Annotated in this window: 15 protein-coding genes; 9 read left to right on the top strand and 6 right to left on the bottom strand. The window is 66.6% G+C overall.

The window, feature by feature from the left end:
* Positions 1-238 precede the first annotated feature (238 nt).
* Both H0B43_RS32590 and H0B43_RS32585 read right to left on the bottom strand, forming a co-directional pair.
* Positions 239-1,069, bottom strand: a complete 831-nt coding sequence (locus H0B43_RS32590; protein WP_185724177.1) for an SDR family oxidoreductase — start codon at positions 1,067-1,069, stop codon at positions 239-241.
* Positions 1,066-1,779 (bottom strand): thioesterase II family protein, encoded by a 714-nt coding sequence (locus H0B43_RS32585; RefSeq protein WP_185724178.1) that lies wholly within the window; start codon positions 1,777-1,779, stop codon positions 1,066-1,068. Before H0B43_RS32585 ends, H0B43_RS32590 begins: the two co-directional genes overlap by 4 nt.
* Before the next feature lie 236 nt (positions 1,780-2,015).
* On the opposite strand from H0B43_RS32585, the gene H0B43_RS32580 reads away from it, so the two are divergent.
* The 4 genes from H0B43_RS32580 to H0B43_RS32565 all read left to right on the top strand — a co-directional run bounded on the left by H0B43_RS32580 (position 2,016) and on the right by H0B43_RS32565 (position 7,912).
* A complete protein-coding gene (locus H0B43_RS32580; RefSeq protein WP_213015304.1) occupies positions 2,016-2,324 on the top strand; it encodes a hypothetical protein in 309 nt (102 codons plus the stop codon).
* Positions 2,325-3,691: 1,367 nt separating this feature from the next.
* Positions 3,692-6,652 carry a UPF0182 family protein gene (locus H0B43_RS32575; protein ID WP_185724180.1) on the top strand — a complete coding sequence of 987 codons (2,961 nt, stop codon included), beginning with the start codon at positions 3,692-3,694 and terminating at the stop codon, positions 6,650-6,652.
* Positions 6,653-6,684: 32 nt separating this feature from the next.
* Complete coding sequence (locus H0B43_RS42935; protein WP_312033639.1) at positions 6,685-6,918, top strand: LuxR C-terminal-related transcriptional regulator; 234 nt, start codon at positions 6,685-6,687, stop codon at positions 6,916-6,918.
* A gap of 484 nt (positions 6,919-7,402) precedes the next feature.
* A complete protein-coding gene (locus tag H0B43_RS32565) occupies positions 7,403-7,912 on the top strand; it encodes an RNA polymerase subunit sigma (protein ID WP_185724181.1) in 510 nt (169 codons plus the stop codon).
* 37 nt (positions 7,913-7,949) lie between these two features.
* On the opposite strand, the gene H0B43_RS32560 is transcribed toward H0B43_RS32565, so the two are convergent.
* The gene (locus tag H0B43_RS32560; protein ID WP_397517434.1) at positions 7,950-9,941 is read right to left on the bottom strand and encodes an ArnT family glycosyltransferase; all 1,992 of its coding nucleotides are present in this window, start codon (positions 9,939-9,941) and stop codon (positions 7,950-7,952) included.
* Between the two features lie 85 nt (positions 9,942-10,026).
* On the opposite strand from H0B43_RS32560, the gene H0B43_RS32555 reads away from it, so the two are divergent.
* Positions 10,027-11,061 (top strand): potassium channel protein, encoded by a 1,035-nt coding sequence (locus tag H0B43_RS32555; RefSeq protein ID WP_185724182.1) that lies wholly within the window; start codon positions 10,027-10,029, stop codon positions 11,059-11,061.
* Positions 11,062-11,454: 393 nt separating this feature from the next.
* Complete coding sequence (locus H0B43_RS32550; protein ID WP_185724183.1) at positions 11,455-12,156, top strand: MspA family porin; 702 nt, start codon at positions 11,455-11,457, stop codon at positions 12,154-12,156.
* 453 nt (positions 12,157-12,609) lie between these two features.
* Here H0B43_RS32550 and H0B43_RS32545 read toward each other — a convergent pair whose 3' ends face one another.
* Together H0B43_RS32545 and H0B43_RS32540 are read right to left on the bottom strand one after the other, a co-directional pair.
* Positions 12,610-13,128 (bottom strand): hypothetical protein, encoded by a 519-nt coding sequence (locus tag H0B43_RS32545; protein ID WP_252189674.1) that lies wholly within the window; start codon positions 13,126-13,128, stop codon positions 12,610-12,612.
* A 12-nt stretch (positions 13,129-13,140) separates the two neighbouring features.
* The gene (locus H0B43_RS32540; protein ID WP_185724184.1) at positions 13,141-13,536 is read right to left on the bottom strand and encodes a hypothetical protein; all 396 of its coding nucleotides are present in this window, start codon (positions 13,534-13,536) and stop codon (positions 13,141-13,143) included.
* A 159-nt stretch (positions 13,537-13,695) separates the two neighbouring features.
* Here H0B43_RS32540 and H0B43_RS32535 point away from each other — a divergent pair, with 159 nt between their 5' ends.
* Positions 13,696-14,001 (top strand): DUF1905 domain-containing protein, encoded by a 306-nt coding sequence (locus H0B43_RS32535; protein ID WP_312033641.1) that lies wholly within the window; start codon positions 13,696-13,698, stop codon positions 13,999-14,001.
* Positions 14,002-14,124: 123 nt separating this feature from the next.
* The gene (locus H0B43_RS32530) at positions 14,125-14,712 is read left to right on the top strand and encodes a TIGR03086 family metal-binding protein (protein ID WP_185724185.1); all 588 of its coding nucleotides are present in this window, start codon (positions 14,125-14,127) and stop codon (positions 14,710-14,712) included.
* Positions 14,713-14,757: 45 nt separating this feature from the next.
* Here H0B43_RS32530 and H0B43_RS32525 read toward each other — a convergent pair whose 3' ends face one another.
* Positions 14,758-15,678, bottom strand: coding sequence for a S1C family serine protease (locus tag H0B43_RS32525; RefSeq protein WP_185724186.1), 921 nt, complete (start codon positions 15,676-15,678; stop codon positions 14,758-14,760).
* Between the two features lie 115 nt (positions 15,679-15,793).
* Here H0B43_RS32525 and H0B43_RS32520 point away from each other — a divergent pair, with 115 nt between their 5' ends.
* The gene (locus H0B43_RS32520) at positions 15,794-16,189 is read left to right on the top strand and encodes a hypothetical protein (protein WP_213015303.1); all 396 of its coding nucleotides are present in this window, start codon (positions 15,794-15,796) and stop codon (positions 16,187-16,189) included.
* Positions 16,190-16,290 lie beyond the last annotated feature (101 nt).

Genomic DNA, 16,290 nt, shown 5'->3' with positions numbered 1-16,290 from the left:
CCGTTCGATCCACAAGCGCGGGGCCGCAACCTCATCCCCCCACCATCGGGCACTCGCGGACTCCAGCACCGCTGCTGTCGCATCGGGATCGACACCGCTGGTTATTCGCACCGACTGCGCATGGCCGTACGCCGTGCGCGCCAGCCCAGCCCGACCCCAATGGGATTGGTGCATAGGGAGATTCTACCGAAAAACGCTCCCCATCATAAGCGCCGAAGTGCCACCTCTCGACCCGCCGTCATCGCGCCGTGAACCCGCCGTCCACCGTCACGACAGTGCCGGTGATACGCCGCGAGTCGTCGGAGGCGAGCCATCGCGCAGCGGATGCGACGTCCTCGGGTTCGATGAGCGCGTTGATCGGCTGCGACTGCACGAACACGGATTCATGCTCATCCACCTCCAGACCGAGCGAGCGCGCGATCTCGGCCAGCATCCTGCCCTCGAACGCGGGACTGTCGCGCACCGAACCAGGACACAGGGCGTTCACCCGGACCCCGCTCGGGGCATAGTCGAGCGCGACGGCCTTCGTCAGTCCGATCAATCCGTGCTTGGCAGCCACATACCCTGCGAAGCGGCGGTAACCGACGATGCCCGCTGTCGACGAGATGTTGATGATGCTGCCGCTGCGCTGCGTGACCATGATCTTTCCGGCGACGGCGATCGTGCGCCATGCGCCGGAAAGATCGACGTCGAGCATCAACTGCCACTCGCCCTCTTCGATCTCATGTGCCAGTTTCCCCGAGGGCGCCGCGATCCCGGCGTTGTTGACGAGAATGTCGATGTGGCCGAACCGTTCGTGTGCGGCGTCCACCGCGTCCCTGACCTCGCCCAGCACGCGCACGTCGACCGCGCTCGTCAGCACCGAGACCCCTTGGGTGCGACACAACTCGGCGGTGTACTCGAGCTGGCTCGGTGAACCGAGTGGGTACGGAACACCCGGCAGATTCCGCGCGACATCCACGAGCATCAGGTCCGCACCCCCGGCGGCCAACGCCACCGCGCACGCCCGGCCGATGCCCCTGGCCGCCCCGGTCACGACGGCCGCCTTGCCGTCCAGACTCGGACTCATCGGGGAACTGGCCCCGTGAGCTGGGCAGCGACGAGGCGCAGCAGAGCGTGCGGGTGATCAGTGAGGTACATGTGGCCGCCGTCGAGTTCCAGCACCGAGGTGGCGGCCGTGGTAGCCGTTTTCCACTCGGCGGCCTGAACCGAGCTGACCAAGTGATCGTCACGACCACGCAGGGCTGTGATGGGAATGTCCAGAAGCGGGTGCGGTGGGGGCCGATATCTCTCGTGCATGTCGACGTCCGCGCGCAGGACCGGTAGCAACAGCTCACGTAATTCGGGGTTCTCCAGAGCCGGGTGCGTGTATCCGGCCAGTTCGTGGACACGGGCCAGGAACTCGGTGTCATCGAGCAGGGCTGCGCGAATCTCGCGAACATGTCGCGGTCCCGGTGCCCCGCTGACAAACAGCCGCGTCACCGGCACACTGCCCTCCGCAACCAGCCGATGCGTGAGTTCGTAGGAGAGAACGGCACCCAGGCTGTGCCCGAACACTGCGACTCTCTGGGCACCCTGCCCCTCGGAAAGCGCGCGGGACAAGAGATCTTCGACGGCCGCTGCGACATCGGTCAACGGCGGTTCGACGAACCTCTCCTCCCGGCCCGGCAGTTGCAGGGGCACGACGGACAATCCTTTGGGGGCGAACCCGCGCCAGCCTCGAAAGAACGAGGCCCCCGAACCCGCGTAGGGCAAGCACAGGAGCATCGTGTCATCCATGGCTCGACTCCGTTCCGACGAAACAGAGGATGTCCGGTTCTGTCGACCCTAAGCCGCGCGTCACCCCGGTAGGGGCGGATTCTGCGATTGACTATCGAACTGTCTGCAGGTGTGCCCATCACTGTTGGCGATGACTTTGGTGTCCACACCCATCCACAGAGTTGTCCACAGGGCATATCGGCTAGGTTACGATCCAGCCTGTGACACCAGGCACCCTCACGAGGGCAATCCTCCGCATGAACTACCAGCTTGCGCGCATCCCGCTGCAGGTCGTCGAGAACGTGGGAATGGCACAGTTGGACGAGCAGGCACCCGCCCGCCTGGCCTACGAGCAATTCCTCATCGACTGCGACCGTGCCGCCGCCTATTTGCTCAACGACGAGAACGCGGCAAAGCGCGCCGCAGACCTGAAACGACATACGGCCGCTGTCCGGCTGCTGATCGCCCGCCAGCAGCGACGCGCCCATCGTGACGCTGTGATCATTCTGGCCGATCAGCGCGCACGGTTCGTTGAACGTCGCCGCCGCCCGACAGACCGCGCCTGACTTCCCACTCACCAGATGTGCCGCTACTCTCTGTGTCGGGTCAGCGCGTCGAGGGTGCCGACCACCCAGGTGGGGTGCTGAATTGTCGCGCAGCATCAGGGCGTGTCGGCGGCGCTGGCCCACCATCTCGCCGCCATCGACTCCGGGCCGCCGGGGCGGGCGGATCGGCCGAATTCAACCTCCCCGGCAGCACTTCTCGGCGAGTTCTTGCCATCCTCAAAGCCCGGATTTGGGCCATCCTTGCTGTTTGGTCGACCCCGGCCGCGCATATCGGCCGGGGTCTTGCCGCCACGTCAGCGGGAGGCGACAAGTGGCGCCTGTTGGTGCGCGATGCGGACGAACCCCCCTCGAGACCAAGCCGAGCGCACGTAAAACCGACCACATGCCCCGGAATGCGGGGGCTTGATGGGAGAACCCCGCCAGCAACGGGGGGTTTGCTGGCGGGGTTCGTATCACCGACTATGAGGTTGAGATGGGGTGCGTCGGCGCCTATCGACAACACCACGAACAACAATCGGCGGCAAGACGTATGCCCGAATGGATGGCCGAAGAATCTCACAGCGGTTAAATCGTGAAAGGCAAGACGAGGCGCCCCTGCATCTGCTAGCGCGCGCTCGACGAGTTCTCACTGCGACGATGGGAGCGTCGGCCGTATGAGCGCACCCCACCGGTCGCAGGCCGCGGGACTTGGCCGAGGGGTTCCGCACACCGGGCGGTCGAGGCTTCGATCCGGCCCCGGGGGCCTCGTTGAAGGGTTTGCATTCGTTCGAGGACCCGCAGTTGATCGTCCACTTCTTCCGATTGGCCAGGGTACGGCTCACGCCGTACTCGGGAGCGCAGCCGGCAGCGGCTCGAATGCCGCTGTCTGCGCGGCGGGCGATTATCGGTTCGGGGAGACGAAGCCACGTCGTACACCGGGAGCGGGTTTGTGCGTCCGGGCACCGGTCGAGGTGGCCGACGCCTTCATGGCCGGGTTGCCACGGCCGACCGAGACCTGCTGGCCGCTAGGACCGATCGGCAGCAACAAGCTCTCGCTGCAGCCAGCTGACCCGCATCGACTGCCGGCCCCGGCCGGCGAGTGCCCTGGCGCCTTGACGGCCGTGGTCGCAGTTCCGCCGATCACGGTCACCGCGACCTGGAGGAGCAGTCTGTCACAGGCAGAGGAGGAAACGGCGACGAGCCGCGGCATCGACCCGGCGGCATTCGTTCCACTTGCGGGATCCACTGCTCGCAATCCAGTGCCGAGTGTGAGCCGGCCAGAACGAGCCCGGCGCCGCCTAGAATGGGGGTTATGCGCCCGCCTTCGCTGCATCGGGCGAGGTGATCCGCGGCGGGGCTGCGCGTGAGCGGACCCGTGGGAGGTGGCCATGCAACCGTCCGACCGGATCCGGGTGCTGCCGCGGAGGGCCCGGGTCATGATCATTCTGACGGTGGCTCTCGTTGCGTTGCTGGTGATCGGGCCGCGTCTGGTCGTGGGATATACCGATTGGCTGTGGTTCGGTGAGGTCGGCTACCGCCGCGTGTGGGGAACGGTCCTGGTCACCCGGCTGATCCTGTTCACGGCGGTCACGCTGCTGGTGGGTGCGGTGATCTTCGCGGCCATGGTGTGGGCGTACCGGTCCCGCCCACTGTTCGCGGCCTCGGCGAAGGATCCGCTCGAGCGGTACCGGACGGTGGTGCTGGGCCGCCCGCGGTCGTTCACGGTGGGGATCGCGCTGCTGCTGGCGCTGCCGTTCGGGCTGCACGCACAGGCGAGTTGGGAGACGGTGCAACTGTTCCTGCACGGCGGCGGCTTCGGCACCGTAGACGCGGAGTTCGGGTACGACATCGGCTTCTACGTCTTCGACCTGCCGTTCTACCGCCTGATCCTGACGTGGCTGTTCATCGCGGTGTTCCTGGCATTGCTGACCGGCCTGGGAACCCACTACCTGTTCGGCGGGATCCGACTGGCACCGAGCGAGGACCACCTCATCGACGTGTCCCGGCCGGCGCGCATCCAGCTCGCGGTGCTCGCCGGCACGTTCATCGCGCTGAAGGCGGCCTCCTACTGGCTCGACCGGTACTCCTTGTTGTGGAGCGGCCGGAAGGAGCCCACCTTCACCGGGGCCGGATACACCGACATCAACGCGGTGCTGCCGGCCCGGCTGATCATGGTCGCGATCGCGGTGCTGTGCGCGGTCGCGTTCTTCGCCGCCATCGTTCTGCGGGACCTGCGGATCCCGGCGATGGCCACGGCACTGCTGGTGCTCTCGGCGATCCTGGTCGGCGGAATCTATCCGGCGCTGATCGAGCAGTTCTCGGTCCGCCCGAACGCCGCCGACCGGGAGAGCCCCTACATCGAACGCAACATCGCCGCGACCCGACAGGCCTACGGCCTCGGCCCGGACCGGGTCGAGTACCTCGACTACCCCGGGGTGGGCACCCGACCGCCCCGGGACATTCCCGCCGACGTCACCACCATCGCCAACGCCCGCCTGCTGGACCCGACCGTGCTCTCGCGCACCTTCACCCAGCAGCAGCAGCTGAAGAACTTCTACGGCTTCCCCGAGCACCTCAACATCGACCGCTACACCATCGACGGACAACTCGCCGACTACATCGTCGCCGCCCGCGAGCTGTCCCCGAACAGCCTCAGCGGCAACCAGACCCAGTGGATCAACCGGCACACCGTGTATACCCACGGCAACGGATTCGTCGCCGCCCCGGCCAACCGGGTCAACGCCGCCGCCCGCGACGCCGCCGGGCAGTCCACCAGCAGCGACAGCGGATACCCGCTCTACGCGGTCAGCGACATCGCCTCCCAGGCCGCCGGCCACCAGCTGATCCCGGTCGAGCAACCGCGCATCTACTACGGTGAGGTGATCGCAGAGGCGGATCCCGACTACGCCATCGTCGGCGGCCCGCAGGGTGCGCCGCCGCGCGAGTACGACACCGACACCGCCCAGTACACCTACACCGGCACCGGTGGGGTGCCGGTGGGCAACTGGGTCAATCGGTTGGCATTCGCCGCCCGGTACGGCGAGCGCAACATCCTGTTCTCCGGCGCCATCGGGCCCGAGTCGAAGATCATCTTCAACCGGGACCCGGCCACCCGGGTCGAACACGTCGCCCCGTGGCTGACCACCGACAACAACCCGTATCCGGCGGTGGTCGGCGGCCGGATCGTGTGGATCGTCGACGGCTACACCACCGCCGCGCACTACCCGTACTCGCAGGTCGGCTCGCTTGCCGAGCCGGCCGTCGCCGGCACCGGCCGCACCCAGCTCCCCGAGCAGGTGTCCTATGTGCGGAACTCGGTGAAGGCCACCGTCGACGCCTACGACGGCACCGTCACCCTCTACCAGGTCGACGAGAACGACCCGGTCCTGCGCGCGTGGATGAGCGCGTTCCCCGGCACTGTGCAGTCGGCAGAGGCGATCCCGGCCGAGCTGCGGGCGCACTTCCGCTACCCCGAGGACCTGTTCCGCCTGCAGCGCGACCTGCTGGCGAAGTACCACGTCGATGATCCGCGGGAGTTCTTCACCACCAACGCATTCTGGTCGGTGCCCAGCGATCCGACCGCCGACACCGGCGGGGAACAGCCGCCGTACTACGTCCTGGTCGGCGACGCCGGCACCGCGGCCCCGTCCTTCCGGCTCACCAGCGCCATGGTCGGCTTCAACCGGGAATTCCTCTCCGCCTACCTCTCGGTGCACTCCGACCCCGAAAACTACGGCAGAATCGACATTCTGCGGTTGCCGACGGACACCCAGACCCAGGGCCCGCGCCAGACCCAGAACTCGATGATCTCCGACACCCGCGTCGCCTCCGAGCGCACCCTGCTCGAGCGGTCCAACAAGATCTACTACGCCAACCTGCTGACCCTGCCGATCGCCGACGGCGGCATCCTCTACGTCGAACCACTCTTCACCGAACGCCTCACCAGCACCGCCGAGGCCTCGACGTTCCCGCAGCTGGCTCGGGTCCTGGTCAGCTACCGCGAACCCGGCACCGGCGGGGTCCGCGTCGGCTACGCCCCCACCCTCGCCGAGGCGCTCGACCAGGTCTTCGCCGCCGGCACCGGCGCCGCGGCCACCGCCCCCGGCGGCGATGCCACCACACCACCACCTACCGGGGGGCCACCGCCGGCACCCCCACCGGACACCCCGCCCGCCCCACCGCCGGCGGCATCGGAACAGCTGACCGCCGCGGTCCTCGAACTCAACGCCGCCCTGGCCAACCTGCGCGAGGCGCAACACACCGGCGACTTCACCACGTACGGCGCGGCTCTGGATCGACTACAACAGGCCATCGACACCTACCTGGCCGCGGGCGGAACCCCGCACTGACCCCTCCCCTCGACTCAGTGGTGGCGTGCCGCGTGTCGAGCGTCCCTGTCAACGACGACCACGCCGAAGAGGCCGACACCACCTCGACGCCCGCACCATGCAATGCCCGCAGCGCCAGTGCACCCGCAAGATCGATCCTGAGGAAACGAGAAGACGAGATCGCGAAGCTGGTGGCAGAAGGATTGAGCAACCGCGCCATCGCCGAATCCTTGGTGCTGTCTCCACGCCCCATCGACGGCCACGTCGAACGCATCCTCATCAAGTGAGGCTTCGCATCACTCACACCGATCGCCTCATGGGTCGCCTCCCAGAAGAGATGACGCTCCGGATGAAGTCATCTGACGGGCCCCGAACAAATGGAAGGCGGTACGCGTCGGAAAGCCCGAAGTTGGTGTTCCTTCCTCGCTACCGCTTCGGACCGAGGGGAGGAATGGTGATGACACAGGGAGTCGACACGGATGGAACCCGGATAGTGATCGGCGTTGACCCGCACAAGGCATCGTGGACCGCGGCGGTGATCGACACCGCTCAACGGCTGCTGGCGACGATCCGCGTGCTGGTCAGCGACAACGGATACCGATCGCTGCGCCGATTCGCACGGAAATGGCAAACCCGAGCGGGCGATCGAAGGGGCGACCGGGCTCGGCGGATCCTTGCCAGGAAACTGCCAGGTTCGTGCCAGCTGAGATCCAGGATGCGGGCCTGAACTGGTCGACACAGTCCACTCACGGAGAGGCGGGTGTGGCCACGATGAGACCTGCACTCCAACATGATTCGCTCGACAGTCTCGCCGCGGCGGCGGCAAAGGGCAACGATGAGGCAATGGCGCGGCTGTCGGCGGCCGTGCGGCCGATGGTGGTGCGCCGATGCCGCGCCGAGCTCACCCCCGGAGTCGCGGACATGGTTGCCGACGTCGCCTGGACGTCAGTCTTGCGCACGCTCGGGGGCCACACCATGCCGGACGAACCGTTCCTCCGCCTCGTGTGCGCGACGACGACTCGGCTGATTGCGCGAATACCCACGTCGGATCGCCGCGATCCGGCATCGACCGGCCTCGCCGGATTGCCTACACCCGAACGCGACGTTCTGACGTTGCGATTGATCCTCGGACTCGACATCGAAGACACCGCAACCTCACTCGGTCGTACACCCGGCGAGGTGCTCCTCGATCAACATCGGGCACTGCAGACATTGCGCCGCACGCTCGCCGGGGTCGGATCCGGTGATGTATCACGAGATGATGACCGCCTCCGTGGGTGATGACCGCGACGGCGAGAGTCCGGTCCTCGTCGCCTGCTCACCCCGAGTAGCCGGAGAGGTCGTACACGGTGGCCGAGCCGACGGTCTCGGCGGGGAAGTGGGCCGCCACCCAGTCGGCGATCTCGGAGTGGCGGCTGTCGGCCCGCCCGGTGTTCGCTGCTCCCCCGTCTGTCCCCGGCGTCGAATCCTGCGGGCGGTCGTCGCCTCTGCTCTGGACGATGTAATAGGTCACCCGGTGATCGGTGATGTCCCGAATGAACTGGTCGAGCGTCGGGGTGGGGTCGGTGCCGGTGAACCCGCCGATCGCCATCACCGGGGTATTGCTGGACAGTTCGAGGGCGGCGGCGGGCGACGAACGGTCGATCGCCGCAGACCACGTGGTCGTGGTCGCCGCGAGCAGGGCATCGAGGTGCGGATCGGCCGGGGCGTCCCCGAACCGGCCTCCGCCTCCTCCCAGATTTCCGGGCGGATCGGTTGCGGCAGGTCCGACGGTGGGGCCGCCGCCGGCGTGCGGTTGTCCGATCGTCGCGATGGCATACGCGGTGGATCCCCCGAGCGATGCGATCACACCGGCCGCGAGCGCCGCTGCGGTGAGCCAGCGGGCCCGGCGCCCCGCCGGGGTCAGCGCTATCGCGAGGGCGGAGATCACCGCCAGCGCGAGCAGCGTCCATCGCAGCGGTGGGAACCAGCTGCTGTTGCGGCCCAGTATCCAACAGGCCCAGATCCCGGCGGTGAGCACGAGCGAGGCCATACCGGCTCGTCCCAGCCATGATGCCCGCTTTGCCCACATTTCGCCGGCACCGACCGCGAACGCTCCCGCGATCGCCGGGGCGATGGACAGGGTGTAGTAGGGATGGATGGTGCCCTGCATGTAGCTGAGTACGAGCCCGTCGACGATCGTCCAGCCGCCGAATACGATCACGCCCGCCCGCACCAGGTCGGTGCGTGGTGTCCGCCACCGCGACGCGACGACGAGGGCGGTCGCGAGCAGTGCCGCGGGCAGCAGCCAGCAGATCTCGAACCCGAATTCACCGGTGAACAACCGGGGCAGTCCCTGCACCTGACCACCGAACCCGCCGAATCCCCCATGAGCGGATTGCCCGGTCATCGCTCCACCGGCATTCGGCACCTCCCCTGTCCGGAACGGGGATGCTCCTGGCCCCGGTCCGGGCCCCTGTCCGCCGCCTTGGTGGTTGCGGCCGAGAACGCGGGCGAACCCGTTGTAGCCCAAGACCAGATTCATGAAGCTGTTGTCCGTCGACCCTGCCAGGTACGGGCGGGAGGATGCGGGCCAGAGCACGGTGAGCAGTACGTACCACCCGGACGACACGACGAGCGCGGCCGCTGCGCCGATCAGATGCGCCAACCGACTGCGCACGGGGGCCGGAGCGGCGACGAGGTAGGCGAGCCCGAGTGCCGGCAGCAGCATCAGCCCCTCGAGCATCTTGGACAGGAATGCGAAACCCAACGCGACGCCGGCCACGGCGATCCACCTCGCACTCGCCCGTTCGGTCGCACGCACCGTGCAGTAGGCAGCAGCCGTCATCAGCAGCACCATCACCGCGTCGGGATTGTTGAACCGGAACATCAATGCGGCCACCGGGGTCAGCGCGAGCGAGGCGCCGGCGAGCAAACCGGCACCTCGGCCACTGATCCGCGCCACGGCCGCGTACAGCAGGGCGACGGCACCGACCGCCATCATCGCCTGCGGGATCATCATGCTGGCGCTGCTGAAGCCGAAGATCTGCCCGGACAGGCCCATGACCCATTGCGAGAGGGGTGGCTTGTCGACGGTGATGAAGTTTCCGGAGTCGAGCGATCCGAACAGCAACGCCTCCCAGTTGGCGGCGCCTGCCTGGGCGGCGGCAGCGTAGAACTGGTTCCCCATTCCGTTGACCGTGATGTTCCACAGATACATCGCCGCCGTACCGACGAGCAGTGCCGCCAGTCCGCCGCGCTCCCACCGGGTGATTCCAGGGAGGCCCAGGGGTACGAGCGGGGGTGCCGATGGTGTCGTCGTCGTTGTCACACCACATTCATGCACGCCCGGTTGTACGGGGCCTGTCAGCAACCTGGGAGTCTGCTGGCAATGGCATCGGCTGTCGACCGTTTCGATGCCGGAAATTGACCCGCCATCGCCCTTCCGGGGGAACAATCATGCGGTGAGTCCCCTGAGACGGATCGCCCGAGCACTCCTCGCGTTCGCGCTGGTTGTCGTCATCGGAACGGTCGGTTACCTCGTCCTCGGCTTCGGGCTTCTGGACGCGCTTTATCAGACCGTCACCACGATCACGACCGTGGGATTCCGCGAAGTACACGCGCTCACCGGTGTCGGACAGTTGTTCACGATCGTCTTGATCCTGGCGGGGGTAGGCACCGCGCTCTACATGTTCGGCGTCCTCCTCGAGGCGCTCATCGAAGGCCATCTGCGCCACCTCATGGAAAGACGGCGAATGGATCGACGCATCAGCCGGATGACCGGCCACATCATCATCTGCGGCTGGGGTCGGGTGGGCACTGCGAGTGCGCAGCACGTCACCTCCCTCGGCCGGGAAATCGTCGTCATCGACCGCGATCCCGACAGGCTCCGGGACGTTGTACATCCCACCGTCGTCGGCGACGTGACGGACGACCGCACCCTCGAAGCTGCCGGCATCGCGCATGCGCATGCGTTGATCTCCGCACTCGACACCGATGCTGACAATGTCTACGTCACGTTGTCGAGCAGGGCGCTGCGCCCCGATCTGGTCATCATCGCGCGCGCCCGCAACGAGGGATCGATGTCCAAACTCGTGCGGGCGGGAGCGAACAGGGTGGTCAACCCGCAACTGATCGGCGGCCGCAGGATGGGATCTTTTGCCCTGCAACCTCACGTGGCCGAATTCTTCGACGTCGTCATGCACGACGAAAGCCTGGACTACCGGATGGAAGAAATCACGGTCGCGGTCGCATCACCGTGGGTGGGATGTACGCTCGCGCAGATGCGACTCCAGGAGACGAGTGGCGCGTTGCTCCTAGCTGTGCGGCCTGTTTCGGGTCAGTTCGTCGCCAATCCGGCACCCACCCTCACACTCGAGTCCGGCACGATTCTGATAGCCCTCGGCACACCCGACGAGCTCGCGGCGGCACGCCACCACGTCAACCGGTGATGCCCGGCCGCAGGGCATTGTGCGGCAGTGAGTGGGCCCCGGCATCACGGATTTCACAGCGAATCTTCAGCGAGCCGGTGCTACCGTCGCGTCCGCGGTCGTAGCTGATCCCCCACGTGGCACCCAGTCCTGTCGACCGCGGCGTCGAGCGGCGGAAACGGACCGCTCGTCCCACGGCGTGCACGCAGCTGACACCTGCTCACGCCAGGGCACCACCTGCCCTCGTGCGTGGCCGCCCCATTCGTCGCTCCCGCGCGGACAAATCGCCCAAATTTGTTGAATACAAGGCGATTTCGTGAACTTCTCATCATTACGAGGACGCCGCATTCCCCCACTGGATACGCTCGGCGTTCCTTCTCGTCTCGATCGAAGTGCACTCAGAATGGGGTAGACATGAAAGACACCGGTACCTCCCGCCGTGGGTTCCGAATCTTCACTCGCGCAGTCGCAGTCGTGGGAATCGCGGTGCTGGGACTGACCATGAGCAACGGCACCGCCATGGCCGGGGTGGACAATTCCAGTTCCGTCGTCGACGCGCGAGGCAATCGCATCGAAGTCCTGCAGGGTGATACACAGTTCCAGGCTGTTCCGCCGCTCGACGGGGTGCCGACCAGCGTCGAGTTCTTCCACAACGGTTACGCCGGGGTCGATATCACCGGACCGAACGCCTCGGAGTTCAAGGGCACCAAACTGACCGTCGGCTACCAGATCGGTTACCCGATATCCTTGACCGGCGCGACCATCGTCCTCAATTCACCTGGATTGGGGTTCGCGATCGGTACCAGCAACGGCATCGACCTCGGGCTCGTCCCGGACCCCTCGTTGAGCCTGAATGCGAGTAACCACGCCGATCTCGTCGGTGACATCATCCCGTCGCAGGAACTCGACATCGACCTGGAACCGGGCGGAATCACCACCGTGCCGCTCCTCGAGAATCAGTCGTTCGACGGTCCGGCGGCCACGGTGCGGATGCAGGGAGTTCACGGTTCGATCTCCGGCGCGGTCGGTCCGGTCACCATCCGTCCGTACGCCACGGCAGTCACCGCCAACGGTGACACCGTCATGACGTACGGTGTGCCACAGAAACTCAACTGAGCTGCGTGTCGATATGGCCGAATAACAATGAGCGCGTGTGTTATTCGCGCCTGTACACTCGATGCCGTGCGTAGCGTTTCCACTCCGCTGCGCACGGCGTGGCATCCCGCCGACGCGGAATTCAGTAGTACGGCGAGCACACCGAAGGCTCCCGCCCGTGCAAATTGGTTCTGCGCCGGCGGGAGCCTTTGTACCGGCCCCTCTCCACTCGCCTGAAGAGGAGGGCCGATCTACTGCCTCGTATCGGTTGCAGCGATGGGCAGCACGCCAATGCTATTCCAGCACAAGCCCGTAACAAAACCCCGCGCCTGCCATTCTCAGCGCACTATCAGGAATGACGATCCGCTCCAGATCGTCGTGGCGCTCAGCCATTTCACACAGACGCGACCGGAGCCCGTTTCTCAGCGAATTCTCAACGAGCGCAGCATAGGATTCGCGTCCGATTATTGTGCTCTACCGGGGTGCGAGCCGGTCCCCGGCCGTCGCGGTCATTCCGACGGTGGCGAGACCGAGCAGTGTGCCCGCCAGTGCGAGCACGAGCGGGGCCAGCGCCGGGGTTCCGCCGACGGCACCGGTCGATGCGAGCCAGAGATGTTCCCATCCCGGCAGGGCGGTCCAGTCGTATCTGTGGTCGAGGACCCCGGTCTCGAGGTTTGCAGCGACGTGCTCGTACACCCCGAACAGTGCGGCGGGCACCGACACCGATGAAACCACCCGTGCCTGGAGCACGCCGAGACGTGTCGGTGCGAGTGCCACGACAAGCCCCGAAACGGCGATCACCGCCAGGACGTACCAGGGCACATACTGAGTAGCGGTCTTCCAGTGGCGTAACGAGGCCAACTCGACGGCAACGAAGATGCAGGAGAGTAACGACAATCCGAGCAGCCACCGTTGGAACCGCGCGACCAGCACGCCCCCTCTCGCGTCGTTGCCGGCGGTAGCGGCCGGTGACACCGGATACGTCCCGGTCATCGCACGCACCGGCTACTGCGGGGCGAGGACACCGAGGATGGTGTGGAGCGTCTGCTGATCGATGCCATATTTGCCGAGTTCCTTCGTGAGGGTGTCGGAGATGGTGTCGGGCGTGTACGGCCCGTATTCGGTGACCTCCTTGGCCCACTTGTCCGCGTTGGCGACCCCGGCGGCAGTGAATGCGGCCGCGATCTGACTTTCGCTGGCAGTGTTCGGATCAACCTGAGACACTGTGGCCCCGGTGGTCGAATCCGTCGAACTGCTGCGGGCGGCGGTCGAAGTCGACGGTACGGCAGACGCGGACGGTGTGGAGTTCCCGGAGCCGTCACCATTTCCTGAACTGCATCCGGAAACGATCGCGACAACAACGAGAAGCGGCGCGGCGATCAGGGCGAGACGTGAGGTCATGCCCGGACGCTACTCGGCGTCAGCGCGGGAGAACTCGGCTTCCAGCTGGGAACATGCTGGGAGTCTCTACGCACGCGGGCGACCGATGAGTTTCGCTTCGGCGCGAGGTCAACCTCTAGGACGAAACATTCCCGTATCCCCACCCGGAAGGAGACGACCGTGCCGCACACATCATTGCCTGCCTGCAGACCGGGCCCGTTGGACAGATCGTTCACGGCCACGTTGATCCGCGGCCCCGGCAAGGGAGCCTGGACGTACGTGGTGATGCCGGACTCCGCGACGTATTTCGGAACTCGCGGCCTGGTCAAGATTCGCGGAACGATCGACGGTCACCCGTTCCGAAGTTCGTTCATGGCCCTCGGCGACGGCACCCACAAGCTTGCCGTGAAGGCCGACACCCGGACGGCCATCGGAAAGGGTCCCGGCGACACCGTCACCATCCACCTCACCGAACGCATCGAGTGATCCGGTGGACAGGCCACCGATGCGATGCTCCGTTCTTCGACCGCGGTGCTGAGGTCCGTCGTAGCGTAGGACTGCCACGGTCAGCGACCGGCACTCGGCGACCAACAAGAGGAGTGCCTCACGATGTTCGATCTCGAACCCGCCACCGACGTGATGGCCGCCCTCGTCAGCGGCGTACGCGACGAGCAGCTCACCGCACCGACCCCCTGTCCGCAGCTCACCGTCGGTGATCTCCTCGACCACGTCGACGGGCTGTCGTCGGCCTTCACCGCCGCCGCGACGAAGGCACCGCTGGACGAAGGCAGCCAACCCCCGTCCGCCGACGCCGCCCGGCTGGGCACCGAGTGGCGCCATCGTATTCCGGAGCGATTGGCCGCACTGGCCGTTGCCTGGCGTGAGGACACGGCGTGGTGTGGGATGACCAAGGCCGGCGGGCTCGACCTGCCAGCCGACGTCGCGGGAGCCGTCGCGATCGATGAGATCGTCGTGCACGGCTGGGACCTCGCTGTCGCCACCGGGCAGAGCTTCAGCTGCGACACGGAACTGCTCACGGCCGCGTACGAGTTCGTGAAGGCGTCTGCCGAACAGAACCCCAGCGGCACACCGGGTCTGTTCGGACCGCCGGTGGCAGTTCCGGAGTCCGCACCGCTCATCGAACGGCTGATCGGCCTGTCCGGCCGCGACCCTCGATGGGTAGCCGACCCGACATAGCTGATCCTCGAACCGGTTCCGACCCGCGCGACTGCCGTGTGCTCGTCAGGTCCTGAGTTCGCGTGGACGAGTGAACACATCCACGAGCGCACCGTTGCGCCACACCGTGATCTCGATCTCCCGGTCGATCGCATCCTCGACCATCAGCTTCTGAACCGCGGTCGTCGTCACGATCGGTTCGCCGTCGAGTTCGACCATGATGTCGCCGCGCCGAAGCCCGGACTCCGCGGCCGGACTGCCCCGGGACACGCCGGCCACCTGCAACCCGGTCTTCGACCCGATCCGCTGCTGCAGCGTCGGCGGCAACGGAACCTGCATTCCCGCGATCCCCAACCAGGCCCGCCGCACGCGCCCGGACGATATCAGTGCGGCGATGATCCGCCGTGTGGTCGAGTTGATCGGCACGGCCAGCCCCACCCCGATCCCCGCGACAGCGGTATTCACCCCGACCAGCCGGCCCGCACTGTCGGCCAACGCGCCCCCGCTGTTCCCCGGATTCAACGCCGCATCGGTCTGGATCACCTCATCGATCACGCGCCCCGACTCCGTCGGCAACGAACGGCCCAGGGCGGACACGATGCCCGCCGTCACGCTGCCCGCCAGACCGAGCGGATTGCCCAGGGCGACGACGAGTTGTCCCACCCTCAGCAACGCGGCATCACCGAGTTCCACCGGAGGCGGAACATCGCCTCGGGCACGCAGGACGGCCAGATCGGACAACGGGTCACGTCCGACGACGTCGGTGCGAACCGTGGTCCCATCCGTGAACGCCGCCTCCGCCTCGCTCGCACCGGCGACGACGTGCGCACTCGTCAACAAGAGTCGGTCGTCGGTGATGACGGTCGCGCTTCCCGATCCACTCCCCCGCGACGTGCGCACACCCAGACTGGCCACACTCGGCAGCACGGCATCGGCGACCGACACCACCGTCCGCGAGTATCCGTCCAACTCGTCGAGCTCACCCATAATCACTACAGCGCCGGGACGCCGCCGGCTATGCCCGCGTTCGCTCCAAGCTGACACTCCGGGGGAGCGCGTACCGGTCCACTCGGCTGCGTCTCCGATCCCGGGTCGGCCCGAAATGCTCCGCACGTGTCGTCCACGAGCGCTAGCATCGCCGATCGTGACAACATTGCGCGCCGTGCCGATCACCTTTTTGCGAATCAATTACCAATTACTGCGCATCCCTTTGCAATTGGTGGGACGCATCGCGACGACGCAACTCGACGAGCAGGCACCGAGCCGCCTCGCCTACGAACAACTGCTGATTCGATGCGACCGGGCAGCCGCGTACCTCCTCGACGACGAAGACGCCGACGACCGTGCAGCAGAGTTGGACCGACACACCGCCGCCGTCCGCGTCGCAATCACCCGTCGGCAACAGCAAGTCGATGCCGAGAGCGCGACACTCCTCGATCTCCAGCGTGCACGGTTCCACCAGCGCCGCCGGCCCCCCGGAGGCACCGACCCGGCGTGACCCTCTCCCGCGTGCGAAAGGGCACGCACAGGCAGATCTTCCGTTGTACCTGTTCAGCCGCACGCCGGGGTCGATCCGTGGCATTGTAAATGCGGGTACGA

Source organism: Rhodococcus sp. 4CII (assembly GCF_014256275.1).
In the GTDB taxonomy this organism is placed as follows: Bacteria; Actinomycetota; Actinomycetes; order Mycobacteriales; family Mycobacteriaceae; genus Rhodococcus_F; species Rhodococcus_F wratislaviensis_A.
Note: the sequence above shows the minus strand (reverse complement) of the source record. Positions and strands in the feature narration are given on the sequence as shown.